The following is a 23035-nucleotide window of genomic DNA, read 5'->3' as shown; positions in this document are numbered from 1 at the left end:
TTTAGGGTGTGGAATGCTGTAATCCCGCGGAAACAGGGGGTCCGATAGCTCAGATGCGACCGGCGCGGCCCGGGTCCACGTCGATGGCATCGACCGGACACACGTCGACACAGAGCATGCAGTCGATGCACTGCTCCTCGTGGGCGGGGTCGGCCTTGATTTCGCTCTCCGGATGATCCGGCGTGTCGACCCACTCGAATACGTCGACAGGGCAATCCTCCAGACACGCGCCGTCGGCGATGCAGATATCGAAGTCGACGGCGACGTGTGTCCCGTGGATACCCAGTTCCTCGGGTTCGTCGACCGGCCCCCAAACGTCGTGTCCGTCGTGCTGTTCGACAACGTCGCGGTTCTCCTCGAACTCCGGATCTATGGCCATTGGTATCTTATCTCACTTTTGGGAGCTACTTAACTTTTCGACCTGACCGTCAGAATCCGGGGCCGTCGCGGCGATCCGGGCCCCGAGTGTCCCCCGGTCCGAGATCATCGATACGGTCGGCCGGTCCCGGCAGGTCGCCGCCGGGCAAGCCGGTTCTCTCGCCTGCACCGGCCCTGTCACCAGTATCCGGACCGCCGACTCCGACCCGCCGGATGAACTCGACGGTCCGTTCGTACACGTCATCGTAGTTCGCCCCGTGGAAGGGGAAGCCGTGATCCGACGGCACCGTCTCGTGGACGACATCGGTCATCGGCCCGAGCGCGTCGGCCAGTAGCTCGGACTGGGCTGGCGGGACGACGTCGTCGTTGGTCCCGTGGAGCAACAGCGTCGGCGGGGCGTCGGTGTTCACCTGCCCGACCGGCGAGGCGAGGTCGTAGGCCGCGGGTTCGTCGTCGGGTCCGCCGGTGAGATACGCGCGGTGGGGCGCGTCGGCTTCGTCGTCAGCGGCGTTATCGAGTGCGTGGAAGTCGTAGATGCCGGCGTAGCCGACGACAGCCGACAGGTGGGAGGACGCACCGGGGTACAGTTCGGGTTCGAACCCGGGTTCATCCGCCGTCAGCGCTGCCAGGACAACGAGATTCGCGCCCGCCGAGTGGCCGACGCCGACGATGTGGTCAGTGTCCGCGCCGTAGCTCTCGCCCTCCGTTCTGGCCCACTCGATAGCGGCTTTCACGTCGACCAACGCCGCCGGGAACGTCCACTCCGGCGCGAGGCGGTACTGGGGCTCAATGACGAGGAAGCCGTCCGCCGCGAGGTCGAGCGCGTGCCGTGCGAACTCGCCCTTGTCGCCGGACGTGAACGCGCCGCCGCGGACGAGCACGGCAACCGGTTTCGGGCCGCTGGCCGCTGGCGAGTCGTACAGGTCAAGCGTCAGCGTCACGCCGTCCATCTCGTGGAACGGGATATCCCGCTGGACGGTTACCGACTCGGGAGCGGTATCTGTCACGGGCTACAGTCGGGCCGTCGCGGACATAAGCCCGACGCTATTCGCTCTCGACGCCGTGGTCGAGCGAGGCGTCGGCATCGCGGGCGTCCAACGACGCCTCAGCACCGACCAGTGCCACCACAGTCGCTGGATCACACGGTCGCGATAGCCGACTGGCCACTGCTGCGTTCCTGCAGGCGAACGAAGTCACCGCTGCTGAACTCGCTGTCCGCCGGAGCCTGCCGGTCGATGACTGCCATCCCACTCCCCGGCTCTCTGTTCTTGAGTGGCCTGACAGTCAGTTGCATCGTTCTGAACGAAGCGAAAAAGCTCGGTTCTCGGGCGGTACGCCTGTGGCCCGACGGTCAGCCTTCGACCTCGATCTGCTTGCCGCGGGCCGTCGCGCCTACCTCGACGGGCAGGCGCACCTTGAGGATACCGTTGGTGTAGTTCGCGGCGATACCCTCGTCGTCGACCCGCTTCGGGAACCGGAAGCGTCGGTGGTACGTCCGACGCTCGCCGCGCTGTTCGTCCTCACGTTCGGCGGCGATGTTCAACATGCCGTCGTCCCAGGAGACGTCGATGTCCTCGACGTCAAAGCCCGGGAGCTCGACGTTGAGGACGAACTCGTCGTCCTCTTCATATAGTTCGTAGTCGTCGCTACCGGTTTCGAGTAGGCGGGACGGGAGGTCAAGACCGCGCATCCAGGAACTCGGTGTGGTTGTTGGCAGTGCCATTGGCCATCACCTCGTGTCCATTTGACACTAGTGTTGCAGTTCGTAAAAAGTCTTACTAACCATGGTATATGACAACAAACAGTAATTCAGCTCATCGAGAGTTTAAAATAACCACTGCAAGTAGCCCCAGTCGGGTTAGAAGGCATGATTCGGGTAATGAGGAGACCGACTACAGGCAAGCGTATTTTTTACTAATAATACCCATCTATCGATAAGATAAAGTGGGAATAGGAGTATCGTTACTGGAACGATGTACGGCCGCTTCGTGACGGCCCTGTGGGTCCTGACGGGCCTTTCCGCGGTGTTTTCACTGCTCGCGTGGCGCAAGCGGGAGGACCCTGGCGGGACGCCGATGGTGGTGTTTCACCTCGCTCTGTCAGTCGGTGCTGCCAGCTACGCCGTCGACATCACCGCGACGACGCTGTCGACCCAGTTGCTCGCCCGACAGGTCGCGACCATCGCGCAGGGTGCAGTCGCCATCTCCTGGCTGCACGCCGCGTTGCAGTACGCCGACTTCGACCGGGCGGTGACGCGCCGGGCCGTCGGGCTACTGTCGCTTGATCTACTGATGCTGATGGCCGTGTTCGTCTTTCCGGGCGTATCGCTGTTCGACCTCCCGCCCAGCGGCTCCGTGGGGTCGCTGGTGGTGACGCCCGGGACCGGCCTCACAGCGGTGTTCGTCGCCCACATGGCGACGATTCTGATTGCGGCACTCGCCGGGACAATCGTTCTCGTTCAGTTGTTCGTCCGCTCGCGACACCTGTACCGAACACAGGCCGCTGCCGTCCTCGTCGCGGCGCTGGCTCCCTGGACCATTGCGCTGACCCAGCAGTACTTCCTACAGATTCCCGAAGACGCCACGATTTTCGCCTGGGGAGTCTCCGGGATAGCGATGACGACCGGGCTCTACACGTTCAAGACACTCGACCCGGTGCCAGCCGCCCAGAAGACCATCGTCGAGCAAATGGGCGATGGAACGCTCGTTCTGGACGTCGACGGTTGTATCAGCCACGCGAACCCAGCGGCCGAGACCCTCCTCGCTGGCCCCGAGGAAACGCTCGTGGGCCAGCAAGTAGACGCCGTCATCCCGACCTGGGACAAAGTCACGGTCGACGACGACGGACAGTCAGACTGGTCGGAACTCGCGCTCTCCGTGGACGGCCAGCAGCGGTTCGTCGAGCTCGAAGTGACCCCGTTTACCGACCGGTTCGATGGACTCGTTGGCCGGCTCGTCGTCCTCCGGGATGTCACGGAGCGGAAACAGCGCGAACAGCGGCTGGCGCAGTACAAGACGATTTTCGAGGGCGTCAGCGAACCCGTCTACGTCCTCGACGAGCACGACCGGTTCGTCACGTACAACGACCCGTTCGCCGAACTGGTCGGTACCGTCGAGGACAGTCTCGTCGGCGAACGCTTCGAGACGGTGCTGGGACAGATGGAAACCGAACCGATGGACGACGAGCCGGGAGAGTTCCTGATCCGGACCGCGTCCGGCGAACAGGTCCCCTGTGAAGTCGATGCGGCGGACATCGAACTGGCCAGCGGTGAGTCCGGCCGAGTCGGCATCGTCCGTGACATCTCACAGCGAAAGGAAATCGAGTCCGAACTCGCAGTGACGACCGAGCGTCTGGAGACGCTCGTCGAGGCTGCCCCGCTTGCGATTATTGCGACGGACACCGACGGGGTCGTCGAAGTCTGGAACCCCGCCGCGACAGAGCTGTTCGGCTGGTCTGCCGACGAGGTTCTGGGCGAAACAGTCCCCGTCATCCCGGCCGAGAACCGACGGCAGACCGCCGAACTTCACGCGCAGGTACTCGAGGGCGAGCGTCTGGCGGGCCACGAAACGGAACTCCAGCGAAAAGACGGGAGCCGTGTCGACGTGAGTCTTGCCGCCGCCCCGATTCGCGGCCTCAGTGGTTCTGTGGTCGGTAGCGTCTCCGTCATCACGGACATCACCGACCAGAAGCGGCGGGAGCGACAACTCCAACTCCAGAACGAGCGGCTGGACGAGTTCGCCAGCCTCGTCAGCCACGACCTCCGGAACCCCTTGCAGGTCGCCAGCGGCCATCTGGAACTGGCGTCACAGGACGCTTCGGCGGACGTACGCGAGTCGATAACGGCCGCAACGGACGCCCTCAATCGGATGGAGACGCTCATCGACCACACCCTGACGCTGGCCCGCGAGGGGCGTGACATCGGCGACCCCGAACCGGTGTCGCTCCGAGACACGTTCGCTCGAGCGTGGGACGCCGCGCCAACGAGCGCGGCCGAGCGCCGGATTCGGGACCCGCCGGAGCGCGTACTGGCCGACCCCGACCGCCTCGTCGAACTGTTCCAGAACCTCGTACGAAACGCTGTGGAACACGGCAGAGACGGTGATACTCCCGAATCCGGGCCAGCGGCCGACGGGGCAGGGGCGGTCACCATAACGCTCGGAGCCACGCCGGACGGCTTCTACGTCGCCGACGACGGCCCGGGGATTCCGCCGGACCAGCGCGACGCCGTTCTCGAATCGGGCTACAGTACGAACGATGACGGCACCGGGTTCGGCCTGTCGATAGTCGAGACGATTGCCGAGGCCCACGGCTGGGAACTGAAAATTACCGACAGCGAGGACGGCGGCGCCCGGTTCGAGTTCAGCGGCGTCGAGATCGAGACACAGGGCGAAGAACCGACGGCTGAGTCGTCGTGACGGCGGCTTCAGGGATGGGTGAAGTATGCGACGGACTCCGTGTCCGGGTCGTCCGCGACCTCGTCGAGGCGGGCGAAGCCGATGCGCTCGAACTGAACCACCTCGTCAGCGTCGTAATCGAGTAGTCCGGGTTCGGCCACGCCTGACACGTCACCGTCCATCGTCCGGAGGCGGACCTGTGGCCCATCAGCCGGTGCCCAGTGAATCACGTCGACGCCCTCCTCGCGGACGGCGTCGATGTCGTCGCCGGTGTACTCGAAGGCGTCGCGGGTGTGGCGCACGCAGCCGTACCCCTTGAGCCAGATACGCTCGCCGTGACCTGGCAGGTCGTCGCCTTCAACGACGACACCGCTGGTTACCGGAATCTCGCGGCGGCCACGCTCCTCGAAATCCGGATGCAGCGGCGGTTCGCCGGCGTCCGGGCCGCCGACGATCTGGCGCTCGACGAGGCCGCCGTGGTCGTCGCTGTCCCGGACGAAGAACGCCCGGTCCGAGTCGTCGTCGATCAGGTCGCGGTTGTTCGAGTAGATCGAGGACATCGCGAGGTCGACGTTCGAAGTGGAGGTCCCCAGTTGAATCATCGCGTCGACGACGGCCTCGCCGCGGATACCACGCCGTTCGAGGCTGGCGACGGTCGGCGCTCGCGGGTCGTCCCAGCCCGCCAGTTCGCCGTCCTCGATGAGTTCGGCGATGCTTGACGTGGAGAGAGGCACGTCGTAGGCGTCGACCTGAACGTGGCCCCAGTGGATGACCTCGGGGTACTCCCAGTCGAAGTAGTCGTAGACGAACTGCTGGCGTTTTGCGGAGTCTTGCAGATCGATGCCGCGGATGATGTGCGTGACGCCCAGCAAGTGGTCGTCGAGCCCGCTCTGGAAGTCCAGCATCGGCCAGCAGCGGTACTCTTCGGCCGCTTCCCGGGGATGGGGCGTATCGACCATCCGGAAGGCGACGAAGTCCCGCAGCGCGGGGTTCTTGTGGGTGATGTCGGTCCGGACCCGCAGCACCATCTCGCCGCTGTCGTACTCGCCGTCGACCATCGCTTCGAACTCCGAGCGCGTCGTTTCGGCGTCCTTGTCGCGGTGGGGACAGGCCTCGCCGTTGTTCTTCAGGTCGGAGAACTCACCCTGCGGGCACGAGCAGGTGTAGGCCCCGCCTTTGTCGATGAGTTCCCGGGCGTACTCGTAGTAGGTCTCCACCCGGTCGCTGGCGTTGACCACGTCGTCGGGCTCGAAGCCCAGGTAGTCGATGGCGTCCAGAATCGCGTCGTAGGCGTCCAGGTCCGGCCGCTTGGTCTCGGGGTCGGTGTCGTCGAAGCGGCAGATGAACTCCCCGTCGTAGCGTTGCTTGTACGTCCCCACGACGGCGGCCATCCGCGCGTGGCCGATGTGCCACGGGCCGTTGGGGTTGGGCGCGACTCGCATCCGGACAGTGTCGTACTCGTCGGCGTTGGGCAGGTCCGGCAGCGGGTGGTCCTCGCCCTCGTCCTTGCTCTCCAGTTCTTCGAGTTTATCCGGCGCAAGTTCGGCCAGCCGCTCGCGGCGTTCAGAACTACTCATCCCGTTGACCCGCTCGACGACCGGCGCGATGACGCCCGGAATCTCGTCGCCGTACTCGCGGAACTCCGGGTTCTCGCCCATGAGTGGCCCCATGATCGCTCCGACCTGTGCCTCGCTGTCGTGTTTGACCGCGTTCAGGAGGGCGCTTGTCTCCGCCGCCTCCGTGATTCGGTCTCGCAGCTCGTCGTCCATTACCGGGACCTGCGACTGGGAGGGTCAAAACGCCGTCGGGTTCAGCCAGCTATGGGGGCAGGGTGTCAGCAAGCAGTTCACTTAGGTCCCTGGTCTGCAACGATTCGCCACACAGTACAGGGTGCAGGCATACTGGTTAGTACAGCGAGCACCGTCAACAGCCCATACTTGTGGAGACGGTCCGAGAATCCACTGTTCCGTTGCTACCGATACGGACTTCTGCAAACCGGGAATTACAGTCGAAATGGTCAGTTGTTACTGGGTACGTTCCAGTCGTCTGTGTTGCTTCGTCCGTCACTGTGAGGAGGTACCCTGGGGACGGAATTTCCAACCAAAGTGTCCCGTTCGGTGGCAGTGTTTCTGTCCGGGTTAGGACTGAAGAATTGCTGTCAGTATGTACTATCTCGACGGATACGGTTCGATTCATCGGGCTAGCATTCCAAACCTGAATCGGCAAACCATTCCCAGTGGCACCGACCTGAATGACGACAGAGGGTTCGGCTTTCGTTCCTTGGTATGGAGCCGGAACAGATGGCTCAATCGTCGGCGTGTCAGTCGTCGTTACATCGGGCGGGCCGCTGTGGGCAGAAAGGGTGGGAAACAGGAGTAGCGAAGCTACGATGCCGACAGTGATAATGAGAAACACCGCAAGAATCGGACGGAGATTCATGACGCAAGCAACTCATCTCTGGCCGCATGTGTTTTCTGGTTGGTAAGTTCGCAGACGCCTGCGTATTCTACGCGGGATGGTTTACCCACAAACGAAGAGTGGTCACTCCACAGCACCTAACGAGTCCGCGACCTGTTCCAGCGCGCTAAGACCAGTCACCTCGCCGGACTGGTCAGGAATCGTCCACAGGCCCAGTTCGGGCAGCGACTCCCGAAGCGCGGCAATAGACTCTTGCTGTACCGCCTGCTTCCCCTGACAGCGCTGACAGTCGCCGGCATCCTCGATGACCTTGTTCACGACCAGCATCGTCACCGGCACGTCGAACTCGCGGAGTTTCTCGACCAACCGCTCAGTCTCGCGGACGGCCATCGTCTCGGGAATGGTGACGACCCGGAACGCCGTCTGCTCTGGGTCTCGCAACACTGTACCGACCCGCTCCATCCGCTCGCGCATCGCGGTGAAGTCGTCCGGACCGTCGTCGCGTCGGCTCGCCATCGGGCCAAACATCATTGTCCGGGCGGTGTTGACCTTCCGGCGGACCTGATCCCGGAGGTCCATCGCCGTCGCGACGCCGCGGTCCATCACCGACGGCAGGTCGAGCAAGCGGAGCGTGTGGCCGGTCGGGGCGGTGTCGAACACCACGCGGTCCCAGCGGTCGCTCTCGATGTACGTCGCCATGCCCTCGATGGCCGCCAGTTCGTCGCTGCCGGGCATCACGCCGGTCGTGAACAGGTCGGCGATTTCGTCCTCGTCAATCCGGACCCCGGCGTCGGAAAACTCCGACGCCAGCGCCTCGAACAGCGACCGGTAGCGGTCGATACCGGTCTGCGGGTCGATCTCGACACCCCACAGCCCCGACTGGATTTCCGTCGGGTCGCCGCCGACCTCGGCCTCGACGGCGTCGGCCAGCGAGTGCGCGGGGTCAGTGGAGACGACCAGTGTCTCGTGGCCCGCCGCTGCTAGCCGGTAGCCGGTCGCCGCGGCTACGGTCGTCTTGCCCACGCCGCCCTTGCCGCCGTAGAGGAGGAACCGAGTCACACGACTGCCTAGGGGCTGACAGGTCTTAGTTGCTGACCAGCACTGTTCAGGGTCGAAAGACGCGGGAAAAACGGACTGTCGGAGCGCTCAGTAGTCGCGCTCGACGAGGTAGTTCGCGATACCCTCGAGCAGATACCGGGACTCGTTGTCCGGCAGGACTTCGAGGTTCTGCTTGCCGCTCGCGATGAGATCCTGCCCGGTCTGGCGGGCGTATTCGATGGACCCAACGTCGCGCAGGCGCTCGACGGCCGCGTCGATTTCGGCTTCCGAAACAGCCTCGACGGAGTCCGTGTCGATGAGGTCGCCGACGTCGACGCCCTGCTGGCGAGCGTGTAACGTCACCAGGGTCTGCTTGTTCTCGACGAGGTCGGACCCGCGCTGCTTGCCCAGTTTCTCCGAGGGGGTCGTCAGGTCCAGCAGGTCGTCCTGAATCTGGAACGCGCGACCCACGTCGAGCCCGTAGTTGTACAGGGCGTCGACTGTCTCCGCGTCGGCCCCGAGCAGCGTGGCCGGAATCGAGGCGGCCGCGCCGTACAGCACGGCCGTCTTGAGTTCGACCATCTCCAGGTACTCCTCGGGCGTGACGACGTCGCGTTGCTCGAACTCGATGTCGAGGGACTGGCCCTCGCAGATGCGGGTACACGTCGTCGCGAGTCGCTTGTTCGCGTCGACGGTCCGCTCGGGGGCCGCGCCGGTATCGAGCAGGAACTCGAACGCTTTCGAGTACAGCGTGTCGCCGGCGAGAATCGCCGTCGAGAGGTCGTACTCCTTGTGGACGGCGGGCACCCCGCGACGGAGCGCGTCGTCGTCCATGATGTCGTCGTGGATAAGCGTGAACGTCTGGATGACCTCGATGGCGAGCGCGGCCGACATCATATCGGCCTGCCCGCCCTCGAGCGTCGGGAAGTCACGGTAGTCTGCCGTCAGCGGGTCGACGTCGAGCAGCGACTCCGCGACCAGCAGCAGGACCGTCGGGCGGAGCCGTTTCCCGCCCGCGTCCAGCAGGTAACGCGACGCCTCGTAGAGGTGGTCCGGCTTCTGCACCGGAAGGTCCTCGGGGAGGGCGTCGTTGACCCGGTCTCGTCGGGCGACAATCGCGTCTTCGACCTGCTGATGGCGTTCGGACATCGATTTACTCGGTGAGCTGGATCATGTTGCCGTTGCGGGTGATGTGGAGGTCCCGCCCGGCTTTGTAGCCCATGTTTTCCGCGAGGTCGACGTACGGTGCGAACCCTTCGAGGCTCTGGTGGGCCGGAATGACGTTCTTCGGCTGGAGCGCGTCGAGCATCTCGTAGTGGCCCTCCTCGCGGAGGTGGCCCGAAACGTGGATGTCGTCGTAGATGCGCGCGCCCTGCATGCCCAGGAGCTTCTCGGACTGGTAGCGCTGGCCCTCGTTGGTCGGCTCCGGAATGACCCGGGCCGAGAAGATGACTTTGTCGCCGTCGTCTAGCTCGTATGGCGTCTCGCCGCGGCCCATACGGGTGAGCATCGCGCGGGGCTCGCCCTGGTGGCCGGTGACGATGGGGAGGAAGTTCTCCTTGCCTTCGTTCATGATCCGCTTGAACGTCCGGTCGACGGATTTCCGGTGGCCGTACATGCCCAGGTCCTCCGGGAAGTCGACGAAGTCGAGTCGTTCGGCGGTGCCGGAGTACTTCTCCATCGAGCGACCGAGCAGCACCGGCTGGCGGCCGATGTCGTCAGCGAACTCGACGAGGCTCTTGACACGAGCGATGTGTGAGGAGAACGTCGTGGCGACGATGCCGCCGTCGTAGTCGGCGACGCTGTCCATCACGTCTTTGAGGTGGCGACGCGCGACGGATTCGGAGGGCGTGCGGCCCTTCTTGCCCGCGTTCGTACAGTCCTCGATATAACAGAGGACACCCTCGCCCTCGCGGCCGATCTCGCGGAACCGCTTCATGTCGATGGGGTCGCCGATGACCGGCGTGTGGTCCATCCGCTTGTCGAGCCCGTAGACGACTGCGCCTTCCGGCGTGTGAAGCACGGGGTTGATGGCGTCGATGATGGAGTGTGTGACGTTGACGAACTCCAGTTCGTTGCGCTCGCCGATGGACATCGTCTCGCCGGCGTCCATCTTGACGAGGTCGTTCTGGACGCCGAACTTCTCCTCGCTCTTGATCTGCTGTTTGACGAGTTCGATGGTGAACGGCGTCGCGACGATGGGTGCGTCGTAGCGGTGGGCGAGCTTGGAAATCGCGCCGATGTGGTCGAGGTGACCGTGTGTCGGCACGATAGCCTTCACGTCGCCTTCCAGGTCGGACATGACCCGGTCGTCCGGGATGGCACCCATGTCGATGAGGTCCAGCGAGTGCATCCGTTCCGTCTCGACGTTGTCGTGAATCAGTACCTTCGAGAGGTTCAGGCCCATGTCGAAGATGACGACGTCGTCCCCTGCACGGACGGCCGTCATCTGTCGGCCTACAGCCTCGTAACCGCCAATTGTCGCAATTTCGACTTCCATAGTTGTAGCTCCGAGTGGAAAGCCGGCCGCGGGCATCCGGTGGGGCACGGCAACGACGGTATCTGCAATGTAGGCGACTTCGTCCGCGTCGGCGCTCCAGGCCAGTCGGGTACGCCCGTAGCCTGGGCAACCGCAGTGGGAGGGACTTCCGTCCCGCAACTTACATCCGCCGTCTGCCGGCCGCCAAACCGCAGTCCGCGGGCGGCCGTGCGCTCGGTTACTCCGGACTACAACGGCGCTTCTTAAAACGGTGTGGGTTCGTCGCTACTCGTCGTCTAAGGGGTCCGAGAGCGGGTCGTCGTCACTGGAGACGTCGAAACCAGTGACACCGTCGTCCGCGAGCGTCGCGTCCTCGTCGTCAGTCGCGTCCGCGTCCTGAGACTCCGCCTCGCTCTGCACGCTCTCGTCGACCCCGGAGTCGGATTGCTCGTCACCGGTGCCGCCACCGAACAGGTCGTCCGTCGTCCGCGGGCCACCGGACGTGTCTGTCCCGTCGGTTTCGTCGAGTATTCGGGTGTCCTGAGTCACGGCGTCGCGCTGGTCCGCCTCGTCAGCATCCGGCGTGCCGACGCCAGTGGGGTCGCTATCGGCTTCGGGTTCGGTTTCCCATTCGTCGGCCGGTGCTGGCTCGTCGTCTCCCCAGTCGTCGGCCGCCGCGGGTTCCTCGCTCTGCGTGTCGAACTCCGCGGGGTCCGGCGGAGTCCACTCCTGTGGTTCCGTGCTCGATTCTGGTTCCTCGGCGGCGTCCTCAGCAAGCAGGTCGCGGTCCGACTGCTCGCTGGGTTCAGACTGGGGCTCTACCGTTTCCGACTCACCGGCGAGGTCTGTCGGGGATGGCTCCGCAGTAGTGTCGTCCACTGCTTCGGATTCCGGTCCAGCAACGTTTTCCGCCGGCTGTTGGTTCGATAGCTGTTCGTTCTGGGCCGTCTCCACTGCGTCTCCGTCCGTCGCCGCGGCCATCGTGTCGTCGGTCGACGGTGGTTCTGAAGTGTCGTCGGTGTCCAGAAGGTCCTTGTCTGTCACTGGGACATCGCCTGCCACCGGGTCATCAGCTGTCGCCGGGTCAGCATCCGCCAGCGGATCTTCGTCGGCTGCCGTCGCCGGTGCGTCATCAGTCCCGGCCGCCGCAGCGTCGGACGTAGCGGACGCCGCTGCCCCGTCGGATGGGTCGGAGGGTTCCTGTGCGGACGCGTGGATTCCCGAGTCTCCGGACGAGTCGGCGTCCGTCTCGGAGTCAGCGACCGGCTCCGATACCTCGGGTTCGGCCGTTGCCGGCTCGACAGCCGCTGAGTCGGCGGCCGGTTCCGTCTCCTGAGAAACCGCCGGTTCAGTCCCGGCCGGCTCCGGCGTCGGTTCTTCCGATTCCGTGGCCGATTCGGTCGCCGCTGCGGCGCTATCATCGGCAGTTTCAGTTGCTGCCTGGTCGCTCGCTGGAGGACTGGCGGCTGCCACATCGCTCGCACCACGCTGTGCTGTCTGGGCCGCGAGCGTGCCCGCCATCGTCGCGTCGGCGATGAGCTTGTGGCTCAGGCCGAGCAGGCCGGAGAGCAACAGGAGCCCACCGAGCGCACCGACAACGACGCCGAGTACCGCGCGATAGCCTTGCGTCCCCGAGAACGAGTCGAGAGAGCCGTTCTGTATCAGCACGTACCCTGCAGCGATGAGGCCGCCACCGACGCCGGCGACGACAAGCAATGTCCCGAGAAACCTCGTTCCGTATCGATAGACGTCGGTCAGACCTACTGCAGACATAGTCGCATAATTGATAACAGAGGACAAATATGTTACGACAGCCGAAGAAGTGATATTTAAGCTACCAGTCTGCCAGACCTGGGCAGAGATACCCTGCATCAGCCAGCCTGGGCACACTATGGACTAAATCGCTTTCTGGGACGGGCCAGTCGACGACAGTAGTAGCAGTCTCACCAGTCGTCGTCATCACCAGCGATAGTCGTTCCCGGGCTCTCACCGGCGAGAAACGCGGGGAGTGCGTCGGGCCCGAACACGACGGCGGGGGCCGAGAGGGCGAGCAGCGCACGGACCTTGCCGGCCATCCCACCCGACACGTCCGTCGCGTCGCTCCCGCCCAGCGCCGATGCGACGGCCTCGAATGTCTCGATGCGGTCGATGACGGTCCCGTCTTCGTCGAGGACGCCGGGAACAGTCGAGCAGACGCCGACGCGGTCCGCGTCGACAGCGGGCGCGAGTTCGACGACCAGTTCGTCGCCGCTCAGAACCGTCGCGCCCGCACCGGCGTGTGCGACGAGGTCGCCGTGGAGGACCGGGACGAACCCCTCGTCGAGCAGCGTCGTGACCTGCGCCGTCGGCAGCGAAAGGTCACTGTCGGCGTCGCGTGTGGCCGCCGAGAACGGGTGGATCGGGACAGCCGGAACTCCCTGCCCAGTGAGTTCATCGACGACGGCGGCGTTGAGCCGACACATCGCGCCGTGGATGGCCTGTACGCCGTCCACGTCGTGGGTCCCCGCGGTCGTGCTGACACCGTAATCGGCGGCGTGGTGGTGGCCGAAGCTCCCGCCGCCGTGAACGACGACGATATCCTCCCCGACTGCCGATTCGGCGATAGCCGACGCCGCCGCCGACAGAGCGGCCGTATCGACCGTCTCGGGTTCGTCTTTCTCCGTGATGACGCTCCCGCCGAGTTTGAGGACGGCCGTCATTCCTGCCGGACCCCGTCGGTGTCCAGTTCGGCCCGGAAGACGTCCTCACACCCCGGCGTGTACTTCAGCGCCGTGAGCGCGTCGTCCGTCTCGTCCAGCGCGACGATACAGCCACCGCCACCGGCTCCGGTGAGTTTCGCGCCGTGTGCGTCGGCGTCGCGGGCCGCCCACACCATCGAGTCCAGCGACCGCGAGGAGACGCCCAGCGCCGAGAGCAGTCCGTGGTTGAAGTCCATCAGTTCCCCGAGCCGCTCGTAATCGCCCGTTTCCAGCACCGCTTCGCCCTCGCGGACGATATCGCCGATTGCCGTGACGGTGTCGGCAGCGAAGTCGTATTCATCGCGGAGGGTCCGGACGCCGGCGACCAGTGCGCCGGTGTCGCCGGCCCCGCCGTCGTAGCCGATGACGAAGGGGAGGGTGTCGATGCCGTCCAGCCGCCGGCAGTCGTCGCCCTCCACGCGGACCGCCCCGCCCATCGCCGAGCAGAACGTGTCCGCCCGCGAGGCCTGCCCGTCCTGTACCTCGTGTTCGACCTGATAGGCGCGGTCGGCGATTTCGCTCGCCGGCAGTTCGACGCCGAGTTCCCGGGTCGCCGCGTCTATCGCCGCGACGACGAGCGCGGCAGACGACCCCAGCCCCGCCCCGAGCGGGATGTCGCCCTCGACGGAAATCTCGAAGCCCGCTTCCGGCGCGTCGGCCGCGTCACGGGCCTGTGCCACTGCCTCGTTGACGTACCCCATGCCGGCTTCGACGAGCGATTCGGCGACGTCTACGTCCGGATGGCTCTCCCCGTCGCCGGTGTACTCGACGGTAAAGCCGTCCAGTTGCAAGTCGTTCGCGTGGATTCGCAATCCCTCGTCGATCTCGGTTGCCGTCACATGCACTCGCCGCTCGATGGCGCAGGGCACCGCCGGCTCACCGTAGACGACCGCGTGCTCCCCGAACAGGTACACCTTCCCGGGAGCGCTCGACGTGACCATACCCGCTCGTGTGCACCCAGGGCGTTAGGCGTTTTCGGAGTCGATGGTCAGGACGACCCTCGGGATACTACTCAGAGACAGTGTCGACATCGGTGAACTCAAACCGGGCGCCGCCGTCGCTGCCGCTGCCGACGCGGACCGCCCAGCTGTGGGCGTCAGCGACCTGTTTCACGATGCTCAGGCCGAAGCCGGTCCCTTCGACCGCCGTCGAGTAGCCGGCATCGAACACGTCCCCGCGGTCGGCCACAGGGATACCGGGACCGTCGTCCGCGACGTAGAAGCCGTCGGCCAGTTCGCCGACGGTCACGGTCACGCCGTCACCGCCGTGCTCAACCGCGTTGCGGACGAGATTCTCGAACAGTTGTCTGAGGCGGCTCTCGTCGGCGCGGATGGGCCGGTCTATGTCAGTGCGGAGCGTCGCGGCTTTCGTATCGACGTTTTGCCAGCACGTCTGGACAAACTGTTCGAGGTCAACCACGACGGGCGAAGCGGGTGACGCGCCGTCGCGTGCGAGCGTGAGCAGGTCGTCGATGAGTGTATCCATCCGCTGGTGTGCGCCGTCGATGGCGTCGATATGCTCGCTATCGGATTCCTCTCGCAGGAGTTCGAGTTGGCCGCGAGCGACAGTCAGCGGGTTCCGGAGGTCGTGGCTGACGACGCTGGCGAACTGTTCGAGCTGTTCGTTTTGCTGTTCGAGTTCCTGCTCGCGCTCCTTGCGCTCCGTGAGATCACGGCTGATCGCCAGGAACCGGTCCTCGCCGTCGAGGCTGAGTCGGAGCAGATGTACTTCGACCGGCATCGTCGACCCGTCGCGGCGTTCGTACAGGCCCTCGAACTTGCGGCGCTCGTTGACACTGAACCCCGAAAGCTGTGTCTGCACGTCCTCGGCGTCGAACGTCAGGTCGAACTCCCAGATCGACCGCCCGAGCACCTCGCTCTCGTCGTACCCCAGTTCCGCACAGAACCGCTGGTTCACGTCGCGGATCGTCCCATCGGCGTCGAGCACGTCGATCATGTCCGGCGAGTTCTCGAAGAGGGCTTCGAGGCGTGACGATGTTTCCTCTAACCGTTGCTCGCGTCGTTTCCGCTCCGTGATGTCCTGCTGGAACCCGACGTGGTTGACGACTGCCCCGTCGTCATCGCGAACCGGCGCGATCCGAACCCTGTTCCAGAACTCGGTCCCGTTCTTCCGGTAGTTCCTGAGTTCGACCGTCACCCGCTCCTCTGCGTCAATCGCGTCCCGCATTGTAGCGACGGACTCCGGATCGGTGTTCTCGCCCTGTAGCATTCGGCAGTTCTTCCCGAGTAACTCCGGAAGCGAATAGCCAGTCAGGTCGCGGTAGTGGTCGTTGGCGTAGATCAGCGGATTGTCCGTCTGGCCAGGGTCGGTGATAACGACACCGACCGGGGCCTCGTCTATCGCGCGTTTGTTCCGGAGTAGCTTCTGTTCGCGCTCTTTCCGGTCGGTGACGTCCCGAGCGACGCCGACGATGCCGTCGATAACACCATCGACGACCAGCGGCGTTAGCTGGTACGCGACCACCGCGTGTCCGTGGCCGGGGAACTCCGCTTCGATTTCGCCGCTAAGCTGCTCCCGCGTTCCGTCGAGCAGTTCCTGGTAGCGGTCTCTCTCACCCTCGGTTCGAATACGCGGAACGAGTCTACTTGTCTGTCCTTCGAGCGCAGCGCGCGTCGTGTCGTACCACTCTGCTATGGTCTCGTTGACGATTTCGAACCGCCCCTCCGCATCGTAAATACAGGCTGCCTCCTGCATGGAGTTGACCATCCGCTCGTAGCTCCGGAGCGCTCGGTTCCGCTCGGTGGTCGCCTGCTGTGAGCGGTGATGCTCGACGGCGTCAAAGATTCGGTTCGTCAACTCCACATGCTGTTCGGTGCCCGGCTCTTTCCTGAGGTAGTCCGTGACACCGGCCGAAATCGCCTCGCTGGCGACCGCCTCGCTCCCCCGGGCAGTGTAGATAATAAACGGGAGGGTCGGATGCTCGTCACGGACCGTTTCCAGAAGCTCGACACCGTTCCGTTCGGGCAGGTCGTAGTCGGAGACGAGACAGTCTACGGTATCGTCAGCCAGCCTCGCCACAGCCTCGGGAGCAGTGCGCACCGTTTCGACCGTGAAACGGCCGTTCTCGCGTTCGAGCGCCGTCGACAGCGTTTCGGCGTCGTCCGAATCGGTGCCGACGTAGAGGACCTGAACCCTGTCGTCCCCGTTGACAGCGGTCTCAGACGTCATTCGGTATCCCGTTCGAGTCTGGCCATTGCGCCGGGATAGATATCGTTCCCTGCTCAAGAGCAGTCGGAGTGATATGGCTCTGGGAACTGTCTCGGGACAGGTCCGGTCGCAGGACAACTGCAAACGGCGCGGGACGATTGCCGCCAGTGGTGTTCTGCAGCAGTGTCATGATGGTCGAGTAGTCGGCTGTGAACGGGGCCCTCCCACCGTGACCGCGGCTGAAATCGGTCACCGGAGAGACGTTCAGTCCGCTGTTCTTGTACGCTTACACGGGGTTCTGCAGTAAATAGCTGATGACCAAGTCCCTGTCACGTCGATCCCGCACTGTGAGGCGACGACGACACCGGAGTGGTCACATCGGAGTCCGCGCTACCGTTCCTGCACGCGCATCGACATTTCCTGCCGAGGATGGGCGGTCAGCGACGGCAACAACTCCAGAGGCGTCTCCCCCTGAAACTCCAGTCGGTACTGGCTAGCCGTCGTCGCGGTGATGAGTTGTGCTTCGAGCATGGCAAGATGCTTTCCGATACAGTGGCGCGGGCCACCACCGAACGGGAAGTAGGCGAACCGCGGGCGCTCGCCCGCTCGTTCGGGCTTCCAGCGCTCCGGATTGAACGTCTCTGGGTCGTCGTAGAACCGCTCGGAGCGGTGGACGCCCCACTGAGGGACCATCAGCGTCGTCCCCGCCTCGACCTCGTAGCCCGACAGCGTCACGTCCTCGGTCGGCTCCCGGAATATGGTGTACACCGGTGGGTAGAGCCGCATCGCTTCCTGAATCACCCATTCGAGGTAGTCCAGTTCGCGGACGTGCTCCATCCCCGGCCGGTCGTCGCCGATGACGTCGTCGAGTTCCTCGTGGACCCGCTGTTCGACTTCGGGGTGTTCCGACAGCAGGAACCAGGTGTAGGTCAGCGTCAGCGCCGTCGTGTCGTGACCGGCAAGCAGCATGGTCATCATCTCGTCGCGCAGTTGGTCGGGCGACTGGTTCCCCTCGTCGCGGGCACGCAGGAGCACCGACAGGAAATCCATCGGGCCGTCCTCAGCCGTCCCAAGCGATTCTTCACGGACCGCGATGATGTCGTCCAGCACCTCGTCCAGCGTCCGCACGGCGCGGTCGAACTCGGCGTCGTCGGGCATCGGCATCCACTGCGGCATGGCGAACCGGATAGGGTCCGGCTCGAACCGCTGGCCAAGCGGCAACAGTTGTTCCTCGATGGTCCGGACTCGCTGCTCGGAAAGCTCGACGCCCATCATCAGGTCCAGAATTACGTCCAGCGTGACCCGGGTCATCGACTGCTCGGCGTCGATGACGTCGCCGTGGGACCAGTCGGCGATCCGGTCCTCCGCGTGGTCGGTGATGCGGTCGGCCATCCCCGACAACCGAGCCATCGAGAACGCGGGGTTGGCGAGCTTTCGCTGCTGCTCCCACGTCTCCCCTTCGCTCAACAGCAGTCCGTCACCCAGCAGATCCCCGAGCGCATCTCCCTGAAAGTCGGGCTTGCGGAACCGGTCTGCCTCCGAGACCAGCACGCGCTCGATTGCCGTCGGATCACACAGCATGACCGTATCCATCGGCCCCATGTCGAAGCGGGCGACATCGCCGTATGCTCGCTCCAGCGCCGAGATGAACCGGAACGGGTCCCGAGCGTACGTGCGACTACTGCCGAACAGCGGTTCGCCCTTCGGTCCGGGCGGCGTCTTTGACATCGGCTGACGTTAGTGTCGGACACGCTTGAATGGTATGCCAAATGTCGGGCAGCGGGCGGTTCACGTGCATTCAGAGCCAGCGGTTGGCATCTAGGTCCCAGTCGGTGTGTGCCGATATCCAGACGCCGCCGAGACCACCGAGAGCGCTGAGACCGACAGTGTACAGCAGAAAGAACGTGAACACGAGCGCCAGAAACAAGTCGTACCCCGGTGCGCCGGGCGGAATCCCGAACCCGAGGAGGCCAGCGATGTACAGCGCTGGGAGAAAGAGGGCAAGCAAGGGAACCATCGCGCAGACGCCGGCCAGCGTTCCCAGCCAGAGCCCCGTCCGGTAGCTGCCGCCGTGGTTCGCCGCGGCCACGGCACCCCCAGCCACCGACGAAAAGGGAACGAACGACAGCGCAACCGTGACGAGCGCCCCGATACCGGCGTTGGTCACCGACTCACGCATATGCGTTCTCGGTAGTGGCGTCCCCCGTGATGTAGTTACCGACAGCGCGGCTGGCCAGTCAGTCGCCGATGGTCGTGTCGTGCTTGACGTAGTTACCCAGCCAGCCGCCGAGCGCGCTCAAGCCGAGGAAATACGCGGCCGTCATGACTGTTCCGAGGACGAGCACGAGCAGTCCCACCGCGCCGAACACGCCCAGTGCTTCGGGCACAAATGCCAGAAATGCGGCCAGAAAGACGAACACGACCACGAAGAAGACCAGCGATATCGCCAGCCCGACGGCGCCGGACAGCAATCCGACACGGACGCCGTCGTCTCGCTCGCCGCCTTCGAGATAGCCGGCGATGCCACCACCGAGTAGCGGCGCAAGCGGGACGAATCCACTCAGCAGAGCGGTTGCGACGGCACCGATAATCGCGTTAACGAGTGTGTCTCCCTCTGCCATTTGCCAGCCCTACTCCGGGGCTTGTGGTAGGTCTTGTGTTGGCGATACTGGCATCGCCACTCGCACTTCGACAGCGAGAAAACGAAACAGTTCAGCGACGTTAGATGTCGGACTCGAAGTCGTCGAGTCCGTACGTCGGCTCGGCACCGCGGCGGTCGAGCGTCTCGTTGGCCAGCAGCCAGTAGACGACCGACAGCGCCTTGCGCCCCTTGTTGTTCGTCGGGACGACCAGGTCGACGTTCGACGTGGTGTTGTTGGAGTCACACATCGCGATGACCGGGATGCCGACCGTGATGGCCTCCTTGACAGCCTGGGCGTCACCGATCGGGTCGGTGACGACCACGATGTCAGGCTCGATGTAGCCGTCGTAGTCGGGGTTGGTCAGCGTGCCGGGGATGAACCGGCCGGTGCGGACGCGCGCGCCGATCGCTTCGGCGAACTTCTCGGCCGGGAACCGGCCGTACTGGCGCGACGACGCGGCCAGGATCTGCTCCGGCTCGTAGTTGGCCAGGAAGTCCGCGGCTGTGCGGATGCGCTCGTCGGTCATCGAGACGTCCAGCACGTAGAGCCCGTCAGTCCGGACGCGGTGGATGAACCGCTCCATGTCCTGGGTCTTCTGCTGGGTCCCGATGTGGACACCGGCGCCGAGGTAGTCCTCGACGGGGATGAGGAGGTCGGCCTCCGACTGCTCGTCGGGCATGACGTCCTCGTCCAGCTGTGGGCCGGCGGCCTCGTCGGCGTCGGCCGCTTCGTCGGCCTTCGTGTCTGCATCGGTTGGTTCGGCCTCTGTCGCCTCCGCGGCGTCGTCGGCGGGCTGTTCGGCTTCCGTTTCGGTCTCCGCGTCGACCGCTTCGTCGTCCTCGTCGGACGGGTCGAAGTCGGAGTCTGACGCGTCGAGACCTTCTTTTTCGTTGCCGCTCATACTGCGTTGTCCTCGATACGGATTAGTTCGTTCAGCTTGGCTGTGCGCTCGCCGCCGACCGCGCCGGTCTTGATGAACGGTGCGTCAGTGGCGACAGCGAGGTGTGCAATCGTCGTGTCTTCCGTCTCGCCGCTGCGGTGAGAGACCACGGACTCGTAGCCGCTTGCCGTCGCCAGTTCGATGGCGTCGACAGCGTCGGTAAGCGTCCCGATCTGGTTCGGCTTGATCAGGATGGAGTTCCCGGCGTCGGCGTTGATACCGGCCTGCAGGCGCTCGACGTTGGTGACGAACAGGTCGTCGCCACAGACGAGCGTCTGGTCACCGACCTGTGTGGTCAGGTCCGCGAAGGCCTCGTAATCGTTCTCGTCGAGTGGGTCCTCGACGTAGACGAGGTCGTACTCCTCGACCTTCCCGGCGATGTACTCTATCTGCTCTTCGGTGGACTTGACGCCGTCGTCGTAGACGTAGCCGTCCGCCTCGTCATCGTAGAGTTCCGCGCCAGCAACATCGAGGCCGAAAGAGATAGCGAAGCCGAAGTCGTCGGCGACGGTCTCAACAGCCTCGTCCATAATCTCGAACGCTTCGTCGTCCGAAACGGACGGTGCCCAGGCTCCTTCGTCGCCCTTGCCCGCTGGCAGGTCGCGGTCGGCCAGGATGTCGTGGACCTCCTGATGGACCGCGGCGTTGGCGAAGACAGCCTCTTCGACGCTCGGTGCGCCGACGGGGGCTGCGAGGAACTCTTGGATATTGGTTGCATCCGCGGCGTGCTCGCCGCCGCCGATGATATTGCCCAGCGGCGTTGGGTACTCGTTGCCCCGGAACGTACCGCCGAGATGCTGGTACAGCGGTGCGCCCAGCACGTCGGCACCGGCCTTTGCGGCCGCCATCGAGATGGCGACGGCGCTGTTGGCTCCGATGCCGGAGAAGTCGTCGGTGCCGTCGGCGGCGTGCAGCGCCGCGTCGACGTCACGCTGGTTCCCGGCGTGGACCTCACCGATGAGTCGCGGGAGTGCCTCCTCGCGGGCCTTGGCGATGGCCTCGTTGGCGGGGAGTTCGATGGCCTCGTACTCGCCCGTGCTTGCGCCGCTCGGTGCCTTGCCACGACCGAAGCCCCCACTCTCGGTGAGAACGTCGGCCTCGACAGTCGCGTTCCCGCGGGAGTCGAGGACGCGGCGGAGTCGGATGTCAGTGATGAGCGTCATCGTTAATCACTCCTGTTGACCGTGAACGGTAGGACGCCAGCGTCGTACTCCTCGGCGGCGATGAGTATCGGCTGGGTGTGTTCCGTCTCGATGAGCACGGGAGCACCGTGAGCCAACTGCAGCGCTCGTGCGCCGAGTTTGCGGGCCTTCTCGTAGCGGCTTTCCTGTGCGTTCATTGGTATGGTGAGACGATGTCGACGAGGTCCTTGTGCGAGACGAGCATCCGGCGACAGCAGTGCCGCTCGACGCCGAGTTCGTCGAGGACCTTCTCCGGGTTCTCGGGCTCCTCGGCCTCGCGGGTGCGTGCTTTGAACTCTTCCCAGTGCTCGCCGACGACGTTACCGCACGTGAAACACCGAACCGGTACCATCATACCTGTATCACCTTAGCGGTACGATTTCTGGTAGCGGGCCCGCGCACCGGGGCCGCCCCACTTCTTGGGTTCGGACTGGCGAACGTCGTTGACCAGCAGCGAGCGGTCGAACTCCATGAACGCGTCACGGAGTTCGGCGTCGTTGGTGTGGTCGACGAGCCCGCGAGCGATGGCGGTTCGGGCGGCGTCTGCCTGCCCCATGACGCCGCCACCTTCGACGGACACTTCGACGTCGACCTCGCCGCGGAGGTCGTCCTCGGCGATGCGGAACGGTTCCAGCATCTTGAGCTGCGCCAGCTCGGGGTCGACGAGTTCGACCGGCTGCGAGTCGATACGCACGCGGCCCTCGCCCTCGCGAACGGTCGCGCGGGCGACGGCGGTCTTCTTCTTGCCAGACGTGTTCGTTACCATGTCTTGTTCGCTCCAAGCGTTTCGCTGATCTCGCCCAGCGTGACGAACTTGATGTTCGACAGTCGGTCAAGCGACGTGCCGTCTAGGACCTCGCCGTCCTCGTCGTACGGGTTGCCGAGGTAGACACGGACGTTCTCGAACGCCTCGCGGCCACGCTGCTTCTTGTGGGGCAGCATGCCACGGATGGTGCGCTTGAAGATGCCGTCCGGTCGCTTGGGGTAGAAGTACCCGTTGTCGTTACCGATGTCGACACGTTTCTTGTACTTCTCTGTGATCTGCTCCTCTCGGCCGGTGATCACAGCGCGCTCGGCGTTGACGACGGCGACCGTCTCGCCATCGAGAGCCTGTTCGGCGACCTGTGATGCGACGCGGCCCATGATACAGTCGCGGGCGTCAACGATGACATCCGCGTCGAATTCTGCGACGCTCATCGGATCACCCGGACGTGGGAGCCTTCTGGGTTGTTTTCGATTGCCTGTTCGAGTGATACAGCCTCTCCAACCTGGTCGATCTTCGTCTCGGCGGTTCCGGAGAAGTCGACAGCGGCGACGGTGACGTCCTTCTGCAGGACACCGGAGCCAAGCACCTTGCCGGGCACAACGACGGTTTCGTCTTCCTGGGCGTATCGTTCGATACGGCCGAGGTTGACTTCCGCGTGTGTGCGCCGTGGCTTTTCTAAGCGCTCGGCGACGTCGCCCCAGACAGCACCGCCCGAACTGCGGGCGGCTGACTTCAGGTCGGCGATGAGACTACTGAGTCTCGGGTTCGTCTTACTCATATGATTCCTCCGTTGTGGGAAAAGTGCAGGGAGCAGGATTTGAACCTGCGGACCCCTACGGGACAGCGCCCTGAACGCTGCGCCGTTGGCCAAACTTGGCTATCCCTGCGCGCGA

General features: G+C 64.5%; 23 protein-coding genes and 1 tRNA gene. 1 reads left to right on the top strand and 23 read right to left on the bottom strand.

Annotation, left to right across the window (positions count from 1 at the left end; all coding sequences use genetic code 11):
• Positions 1-49 precede the first annotated feature (49 nt).
• The 4 genes from ACNO8S_RS03785 to ACNO8S_RS03770 form a co-directional block, all read right to left on the bottom strand.
• Positions 50-379, bottom strand: coding sequence for a 4Fe-4S dicluster domain-containing protein (locus ACNO8S_RS03785; protein ID WP_004593526.1), 330 nt, complete (start codon positions 377-379; stop codon positions 50-52).
• 49 nt (positions 380-428) lie between these two features.
• Positions 429-1385 (bottom strand): alpha/beta hydrolase fold domain-containing protein, encoded by a 957-nt coding sequence (locus ACNO8S_RS03780; protein ID WP_420182504.1) that lies wholly within the window; start codon positions 1383-1385, stop codon positions 429-431.
• A 131-nt stretch (positions 1386-1516) separates the two neighbouring features.
• Positions 1517-1672: a hypothetical protein gene (locus ACNO8S_RS03775; RefSeq protein WP_191907481.1), complete on the bottom strand. Its 156-nt coding sequence runs from the start codon at positions 1670-1672 to the stop codon at positions 1517-1519.
• Between the two features lie 57 nt (positions 1673-1729).
• Positions 1730-2101, bottom strand: a complete 372-nt coding sequence (locus ACNO8S_RS03770; protein WP_023843159.1) for an Hsp20/alpha crystallin family protein — start codon at positions 2099-2101, stop codon at positions 1730-1732.
• Positions 2102-2351: 250 nt separating this feature from the next.
• Between ACNO8S_RS03770 and ACNO8S_RS03765 the strand changes: the two genes are divergently transcribed.
• Positions 2352-4793: a PAS domain S-box protein gene (locus tag ACNO8S_RS03765; RefSeq protein WP_420182503.1), complete on the top strand. Its 2442-nt coding sequence runs from the start codon at positions 2352-2354 to the stop codon at positions 4791-4793.
• Between the two features lie 8 nt (positions 4794-4801).
• On the opposite strand, the gene ACNO8S_RS03760 is transcribed toward ACNO8S_RS03765, so the two are convergent.
• The 19 genes from ACNO8S_RS03760 to ACNO8S_RS03670 form a co-directional block, all read right to left on the bottom strand.
• Positions 4802-6541, bottom strand: coding sequence for a glutamate--tRNA ligase (locus ACNO8S_RS03760; RefSeq protein ID WP_420182502.1), 1740 nt, complete (start codon positions 6539-6541; stop codon positions 4802-4804).
• 772 nt (positions 6542-7313) lie between these two features.
• A complete protein-coding gene (locus tag ACNO8S_RS03755; protein WP_420182501.1) occupies positions 7314-8249 on the bottom strand; it encodes an ArsA family ATPase in 936 nt (311 codons plus the stop codon).
• An 87-nt stretch (positions 8250-8336) separates the two neighbouring features.
• Complete coding sequence (gene idsA3 / locus ACNO8S_RS03750) at positions 8337-9377, bottom strand: geranylfarnesyl diphosphate synthase (RefSeq protein ID WP_008310347.1); 1041 nt, start codon at positions 9375-9377, stop codon at positions 8337-8339.
• Between the two features lie 4 nt (positions 9378-9381).
• Entirely contained in the window at positions 9382-10728 is a 1347-nt protein-coding gene (locus ACNO8S_RS03745; RefSeq protein ID WP_014039766.1) for a ribonuclease J, read from the bottom strand.
• A 264-nt stretch (positions 10729-10992) separates the two neighbouring features.
• Entirely contained in the window at positions 10993-12480 is a 1488-nt protein-coding gene (locus tag ACNO8S_RS03740; protein WP_420182500.1) for a hypothetical protein, read from the bottom strand.
• A 170-nt stretch (positions 12481-12650) separates the two neighbouring features.
• The gene (locus tag ACNO8S_RS03735; RefSeq protein WP_014039764.1) at positions 12651-13406 is read right to left on the bottom strand and encodes an isopentenyl phosphate kinase; all 756 of its coding nucleotides are present in this window, start codon (positions 13404-13406) and stop codon (positions 12651-12653) included.
• Positions 13403-14386: a mevalonate kinase gene (gene mvk, locus ACNO8S_RS03730; RefSeq protein ID WP_151103021.1), complete on the bottom strand. Its 984-nt coding sequence runs from the start codon at positions 14384-14386 to the stop codon at positions 13403-13405. Before mvk ends, ACNO8S_RS03735 begins: the two co-directional genes overlap by 4 nt.
• Positions 14387-14453: 67 nt before the next feature.
• Positions 14454-16634 (bottom strand): PAS domain S-box protein, encoded by a 2181-nt coding sequence (locus tag ACNO8S_RS03725; protein ID WP_151103019.1) that lies wholly within the window; start codon positions 16632-16634, stop codon positions 14454-14456.
• Between the two features lie 369 nt (positions 16635-17003).
• Positions 17004-18341: a cytochrome P450 gene (locus ACNO8S_RS03720; RefSeq protein WP_050006902.1), complete on the bottom strand. Its 1338-nt coding sequence runs from the start codon at positions 18339-18341 to the stop codon at positions 17004-17006.
• Positions 18342-18411: 70 nt separating this feature from the next.
• Entirely contained in the window at positions 18412-18792 is a 381-nt protein-coding gene (locus tag ACNO8S_RS03715) for a DUF5518 domain-containing protein (RefSeq protein ID WP_014039760.1), read from the bottom strand.
• Between the two features lie 58 nt (positions 18793-18850).
• Positions 18851-19234, bottom strand: coding sequence for a DUF5518 domain-containing protein (locus tag ACNO8S_RS03710; protein WP_014039759.1), 384 nt, complete (start codon positions 19232-19234; stop codon positions 18851-18853).
• Between the two features lie 100 nt (positions 19235-19334).
• Positions 19335-20156, bottom strand: coding sequence for a 30S ribosomal protein S2 (rpsB, locus tag ACNO8S_RS03705; protein ID WP_420182499.1), 822 nt, complete (start codon positions 20154-20156; stop codon positions 19335-19337).
• Positions 20153-21358 (bottom strand): phosphopyruvate hydratase, encoded by a 1206-nt coding sequence (gene eno, locus ACNO8S_RS03700; protein ID WP_050006905.1) that lies wholly within the window; start codon positions 21356-21358, stop codon positions 20153-20155. Before eno ends, rpsB begins: the two co-directional genes overlap by 4 nt.
• A gap of 2 nt (positions 21359-21360) precedes the next feature.
• Positions 21361-21534, bottom strand: a complete 174-nt coding sequence (locus ACNO8S_RS03695; RefSeq protein ID WP_004516796.1) for a DNA-directed RNA polymerase subunit K — start codon at positions 21532-21534, stop codon at positions 21361-21363.
• Positions 21531-21731 carry a DNA-directed RNA polymerase subunit N gene (locus ACNO8S_RS03690; protein WP_023843157.1) on the bottom strand — a complete coding sequence of 67 codons (201 nt, stop codon included), beginning with the start codon at positions 21729-21731 and terminating at the stop codon, positions 21531-21533. The genes ACNO8S_RS03695 and ACNO8S_RS03690 overlap by 4 nt, the downstream gene beginning before the upstream one ends.
• Positions 21732-21743: 12 nt before the next feature.
• The gene (locus ACNO8S_RS03685) at positions 21744-22142 is read right to left on the bottom strand and encodes a 30S ribosomal protein S9 (protein ID WP_004516798.1); all 399 of its coding nucleotides are present in this window, start codon (positions 22140-22142) and stop codon (positions 21744-21746) included.
• The gene (locus tag ACNO8S_RS03680) at positions 22136-22573 is read right to left on the bottom strand and encodes a 50S ribosomal protein L13 (RefSeq protein WP_008310363.1); all 438 of its coding nucleotides are present in this window, start codon (positions 22571-22573) and stop codon (positions 22136-22138) included. Before ACNO8S_RS03680 ends, ACNO8S_RS03685 begins: the two co-directional genes overlap by 7 nt.
• A complete protein-coding gene (locus tag ACNO8S_RS03675; RefSeq protein ID WP_004516800.1) occupies positions 22570-22920 on the bottom strand; it encodes a 50S ribosomal protein L18e in 351 nt (116 codons plus the stop codon). The genes ACNO8S_RS03680 and ACNO8S_RS03675 overlap by 4 nt, the downstream gene beginning before the upstream one ends.
• A gap of 24 nt (positions 22921-22944) precedes the next feature.
• A tRNA-Leu gene (locus ACNO8S_RS03670) sits at positions 22945-23029 on the bottom strand.
• Positions 23030-23035 lie beyond the last annotated feature (6 nt).

It is taken from the genome of Haloarcula sp. KBTZ06, assembly GCF_048595605.1.
Taxonomy (GTDB): Archaea; Halobacteriota; Halobacteria; order Halobacteriales; family Haloarculaceae; genus Haloarcula; species Haloarcula hispanica.
This window is presented reverse-complemented; position numbering and strand designations above follow the sequence as displayed.

Coding starts and splice junctions, on each gene's coding strand:
- ACNO8S_RS03785 (WP_004593526.1), bottom strand. CDS start 379: ATGGCCATAGATCCGGAGTTCGAGGAGAACCGCGACGTTGTCGAACAG.
- ACNO8S_RS03775 (WP_191907481.1), bottom strand. CDS start 1,672: ATGCAACTGACTGTCAGGCCACTCAAGAACAGAGAGCCGGGGAGTGGG.
- ACNO8S_RS03770 (WP_023843159.1), bottom strand. CDS start 2,101: ATGGCACTGCCAACAACCACACCGAGTTCCTGGATGCGCGGTCTTGAC.
- ACNO8S_RS03765 (WP_420182503.1), top strand. CDS start 2,352: ATGTACGGCCGCTTCGTGACGGCCCTGTGGGTCCTGACGGGCCTTTCC.
- ACNO8S_RS03760 (WP_420182502.1), bottom strand. CDS start 6,541: ATGGACGACGAGCTGCGAGACCGAATCACGGAGGCGGCGGAGACAAGC.
- idsA3 (WP_008310347.1), bottom strand. CDS start 9,377: ATGTCCGAACGCCATCAGCAGGTCGAAGACGCGATTGTCGCCCGACGA.
- ACNO8S_RS03745 (WP_014039766.1), bottom strand. CDS start 10,728: ATGGAAGTCGAAATTGCGACAATTGGCGGTTACGAGGCTGTAGGCCGA.
- ACNO8S_RS03740 (WP_420182500.1), bottom strand. CDS start 12,480: ATGTCTGCAGTAGGTCTGACCGACGTCTATCGATACGGAACGAGGTTT.
- ACNO8S_RS03735 (WP_014039764.1), bottom strand. CDS start 13,406: ATGACGGCCGTCCTCAAACTCGGCGGGAGCGTCATCACGGAGAAAGAC.
- mvk (WP_151103021.1), bottom strand. CDS start 14,386: ATGGTCACGTCGAGCGCTCCCGGGAAGGTGTACCTGTTCGGGGAGCAC.
- ACNO8S_RS03725 (WP_151103019.1), bottom strand. CDS start 16,634: ATGACGTCTGAGACCGCTGTCAACGGGGACGACAGGGTTCAGGTCCTC.
- ACNO8S_RS03720 (WP_050006902.1), bottom strand. CDS start 18,341: ATGTCAAAGACGCCGCCCGGACCGAAGGGCGAACCGCTGTTCGGCAGT.
- ACNO8S_RS03715 (WP_014039760.1), bottom strand. CDS start 18,792: ATGCGTGAGTCGGTGACCAACGCCGGTATCGGGGCGCTCGTCACGGTT.
- ACNO8S_RS03710 (WP_014039759.1), bottom strand. CDS start 19,234: ATGGCAGAGGGAGACACACTCGTTAACGCGATTATCGGTGCCGTCGCA.
- rpsB (WP_420182499.1), bottom strand. CDS start 20,156: ATGAGCGGCAACGAAAAAGAAGGTCTCGACGCGTCAGACTCCGACTTC.
- eno (WP_050006905.1), bottom strand. CDS start 21,358: ATGACGCTCATCACTGACATCCGACTCCGCCGCGTCCTCGACTCCCGC.
- ACNO8S_RS03695 (WP_004516796.1), bottom strand. CDS start 21,534: ATGAACGCACAGGAAAGCCGCTACGAGAAGGCCCGCAAACTCGGCGCA.
- ACNO8S_RS03690 (WP_023843157.1), bottom strand. CDS start 21,731: ATGATGGTACCGGTTCGGTGTTTCACGTGCGGTAACGTCGTCGGCGAG.
- ACNO8S_RS03685 (WP_004516798.1), bottom strand. CDS start 22,142: ATGGTAACGAACACGTCTGGCAAGAAGAAGACCGCCGTCGCCCGCGCG.
- ACNO8S_RS03680 (WP_008310363.1), bottom strand. CDS start 22,573: ATGAGCGTCGCAGAATTCGACGCGGATGTCATCGTTGACGCCCGCGAC.
- ACNO8S_RS03675 (WP_004516800.1), bottom strand. CDS start 22,920: ATGAGTAAGACGAACCCGAGACTCAGTAGTCTCATCGCCGACCTGAAG.